Source organism: Candidatus Hydrogenedentota bacterium (assembly GCA_019695095.1).
Classification (GTDB): domain Bacteria; phylum Hydrogenedentota; class Hydrogenedentia; order Hydrogenedentales; family SLHB01; genus JAIBAQ01.
The window spans coordinates 1-3,666 of the sequence record JAIBAQ010000340.1 but is presented as its reverse complement, the minus strand read 5'-3'; the positions used below and the strand labels follow the sequence as shown (position 1 = coordinate 3,666).

2 protein-coding genes are annotated in these 3,666 nt (G+C 58.4%); both read right to left on the bottom strand.

Going from position 1 to position 3,666, the window contains the following annotated elements; all coding sequences use genetic code 11:
* Positions 1–734 (bottom strand): hypothetical protein (locus K1Y02_25965; GenBank protein ID MBX7259828.1); only part of this gene is annotated, 734 nt, incomplete at its 3' end.
* Positions 735–927: 193 nt separating this feature from the next.
* A complete protein-coding gene (locus K1Y02_25960) occupies positions 928–3,645 on the bottom strand; it encodes a hypothetical protein (GenBank protein MBX7259827.1) in 2,718 nt (905 codons plus the stop codon).
* Positions 3,646–3,666: the final 21 nt, after the last annotated feature.

Below are 3,666 nucleotides of genomic sequence, written 5' to 3'. Positions count from 1 at the left end.
GGATGCTGAAGATCAAAACACGTCAGCCAAATGATGCACTTCGGATTTGCGCCCTTGGCAGCGCTGTGAATGCGTTCCCAACAGCGGTCCACTGCGCGACGTCCAAACTCGTTGATCGCGGCGCGATCCATCGCTTCGTCGCCTGGAAACGGTTTCCCAAATAACTCCTGATACATCTGCTTCTCGCAGTCGAGCCACTCGTACTTCTTGTCTTCGTAGAAGTGGCTCGAACTGTACACCCAATCAATCATGAAGCCGTCGATACCGGTCTTGGTCACCGCCTCGGCCATTACGCGCCCGAGATAGTCGATGTACTCGAGCGTCAGCGGAATGTTCATCATGATCGATTGCGGATGCACAGCGTCGGGGTGTTTCTCGCTCCAATACGGATTCGCGCCGATACAGAAGTAGCCCATGACGCGCATGCCCTTTGCATGCCCGAGTTCGACCATCTCCTTCAGGAAGTCGCCCTTCATGCCCGGTTGCACCGGCGCGATTTCGCTCTGGTACCACGCGTATCCGGGAAGGCTTACACAGAACGTTTGGATCGTGTTGACGCCGAGTTGCTCATACCACGCGACGTGCTCCTCGGGCGATGCCTGTGTATAGAGTCCCGGCTCCGCGGCCCCTTTGTCGCCCCAATTGAAATCCACGCAGAATGCTTTGATGCGGTCGGCGCTAGAGTCGCCCGCGCCACTCGCGACAATCAGCATCGCAGCAATGAAGTTCGTCATCAAATGTCCCTCCTTGATCCCCCAACACTTCACGCCAATAGGGCTACTATTGCCCTTCTGTCATTCCGAGTCCGCCGGAGGCGGACGAAGGATCTGGGTTTAACAAGATCGACCTTATGCCAGATTCTTCGCCCGCCTCCGGCGGACTCAGAATGACAAAGGGGAGTTTCTGCGAAATGTGAAGCAGTTCTTCTTATTCCTCTGCCAGCACCATCTCCTTCATTGGCGTCAATGTCACCGGACCCAATAATCCCGACGGACGAATCTCCCACCCCGAAGCGTCAAATGGTTTGTAGTTCATGTTTACAAAATTGATGTCGTTGAATATGCGCCACTCCACATGACGCCGGTCCAGATCGCGTATTCGGTTTGCCGACACGTTCGTGACTTCTATCTCAAGTTGGTTTCCTTCAGGCTTGAGACCTGCGGCAGGCACGAGCACTTCGAAAGGCGGTATGATTACGCCACCCACATCGCGCCCGTTAATTTTTACGCGCGCACTCTCAGCTACGTGACCCAGATCCAGCTTCCAGAATTCCGCACGGTCTTTGGGCAACGCAAAGGCGATGCTGTATAGGCCAGTACCCGCGAATCGTTGCACTTCCTCACCGCCCAGCGTCGTCCATGAAACAAGTTCTTTCATTTGCGCGGAGGCCGGCAATTCGGGTCCGCCTTCGACGAACGCGATGTCCCATGTGCCATCGATTCTGGTGGACTCACCGCCCGGCTGCAGATAGACCCACGCGGGAGCGTCAACAACTTTTTCCGTGAACACGCGAAGTATGGTGGACTCGCCTGGATGCAACTGCAGATAAACTTCAGTCCCGCCTGTCGCCGCCTCGCGTATCTTCGCGACGCCTGTTAACCCGGTCATCGGGTCCATCATCGCGATGCACTTCGCGGGAGTTGCCAGGGGAAGCCATCCCTCGAAATCCGAAGCACTATCGCCCTGCGCACGATAGGTGACGAAGTAGTGGCGACCACCCTCAAATCCCCGCCGAATGAAGTGCATGCCCGATGTATCGACAAGGCTTTCCCGCGCGATGCCGATTCCTTCAAGCAAGACATCGGGTTCACTGCCGACCAGCACTCTTCCATTTCCAATGGTCCCGCTCTTTCCCTCGCCATCCCATGCGACGCGAGCACACAATGCCTTCAATTGCGCGCGCCTGTTGTCGAGGTCATTCCACCCCGGAACATCATCGGGCAGACGATCGACAAATAGGATTGTCGCGCCCTTCTCGGCCAACGCGAGCAGCTTCTGCATAGTCGCCACCGGAATGTGCGTGCACGGCGGCACCAGCACAACGCGATAGGAATTCCCGGCCGTGCGCACCATTCCGTCCGCCGCATCGGTCGCTGCCAATTGCCGATCGGAGATGTAGTCGAAGGTATAACCGCGTTCCCACAGTTCGCGCGCGACTTTGCCAATGGGCTGCTCGGTCAACCACGCCGTCTTGTGCACGGTCATCTGCAATTCCATGCCATCGGCACGCTGCCAGTAGTCATGTATCGGCCAATAGACCAGGATGTCATTATCCGATGCGCCGGACTGCAACACCGCCTGACATCGCGCGATGTACTCATTGAGGATCGGCGCGTCGTGCCAAATCGCGCTGCGCGGGTTCATTTCGGTCGATGCATAGAATAACCAGCCCGGCCACGGCGCATCGTCCGGCGAATAACACGTCCCGTGATAGACGACATGATTGACCCCGCTGACGAACAACTCGTCCACGAGATCTTTCACATCCGCTAGCCGTTCCGTGAAATGTTCGCGCAACCACGTGGCGGTCTCCGCGGCCACCTTCTGCTTGCCCAATACGTGCGCGGCCGACGACGCGAACTTCGCCACCAAAGGATCGCGGTCCTTGTTAAACATCTCCGTCTCGGGGATATCGACGGCCCCGTACAGGTCTAGAAGATGACCCGGAGATCCGTGGGCCTGATTGCGCGTTTGGATGCCCTTGTCGCGCGCCCACGCCGCCCACCGTTGTATGAAGTCATCAACGAGCATGTCCGACAACGTCTCGCGATAATCGCATTTGATCCGCGCGACTTCCTCCGGCGGCGCCTGCCCCGTAAGCGCGGGAAGATGCGCTTCCAGGCGGTATCGTCTGCGCTCTGCAAATTCGCTGAACAACTCCGGCGCCCAGTGGCCGTTGTATTCGTAGGAATCGTGATACATCGCGCGCGGTTTCGGGCCCGCGTAGCTTCTAAACGCTTCATCGAACCTCGGAAGATACGCATCCAGCGCCGCGCGCGAGAACGCGTTCATCATCAGTCCCTCGCCTCCTGGGGCGGCGCGCTCCACCACGAGTTTCGTTGGAACCAGGGACACAACATAAACCGTCAGCTTGCCGTCGGCTGCCTTGCGCGAATACGCGCCCCCGAGCGCTGCGACGTCTTCACAAACCCACACATGTCCTGCTTCGTCCACCGATGCCACCGCCTGTGTGTGCGGCGGCAGCTCGATGCGCGCATCCTGTCCCGAGGGCACTTCATGCGCCGCGATGCTCACCTTCGCGCAGCCCAACTCCTCAGGTATGTTCGGCCCTCCAAAGCACCACCCCGTTCCGGTGGTCATATCGACCCACATACCCAGGCGTTTGCCTTCGGCAACGGCGTGCCCCATCATTTCCATCCATTGAGGACTCAGGTATTCGATATAACGCGACTCGTATCCCTTTGCGCCGTAGATGGGAATGATATGGACGCCGCCCATGCCCGCCGCGTGGTACCGTTCCATTTCGCGTGTGATGTTGGCCTTGTCGACCGCGCTGCCCATCCACCACCAGTATGCGCCCGCACGCTGCTCCGAGGTGATGGTCGGCCAATCCATATCGCCCGCTTGCGCGACCATCGCGCCAAGCAGGACACACAACGCAACAAGTCCACGTGAATGCGGCATCGCAGTTCCCCCGCCGTCGTT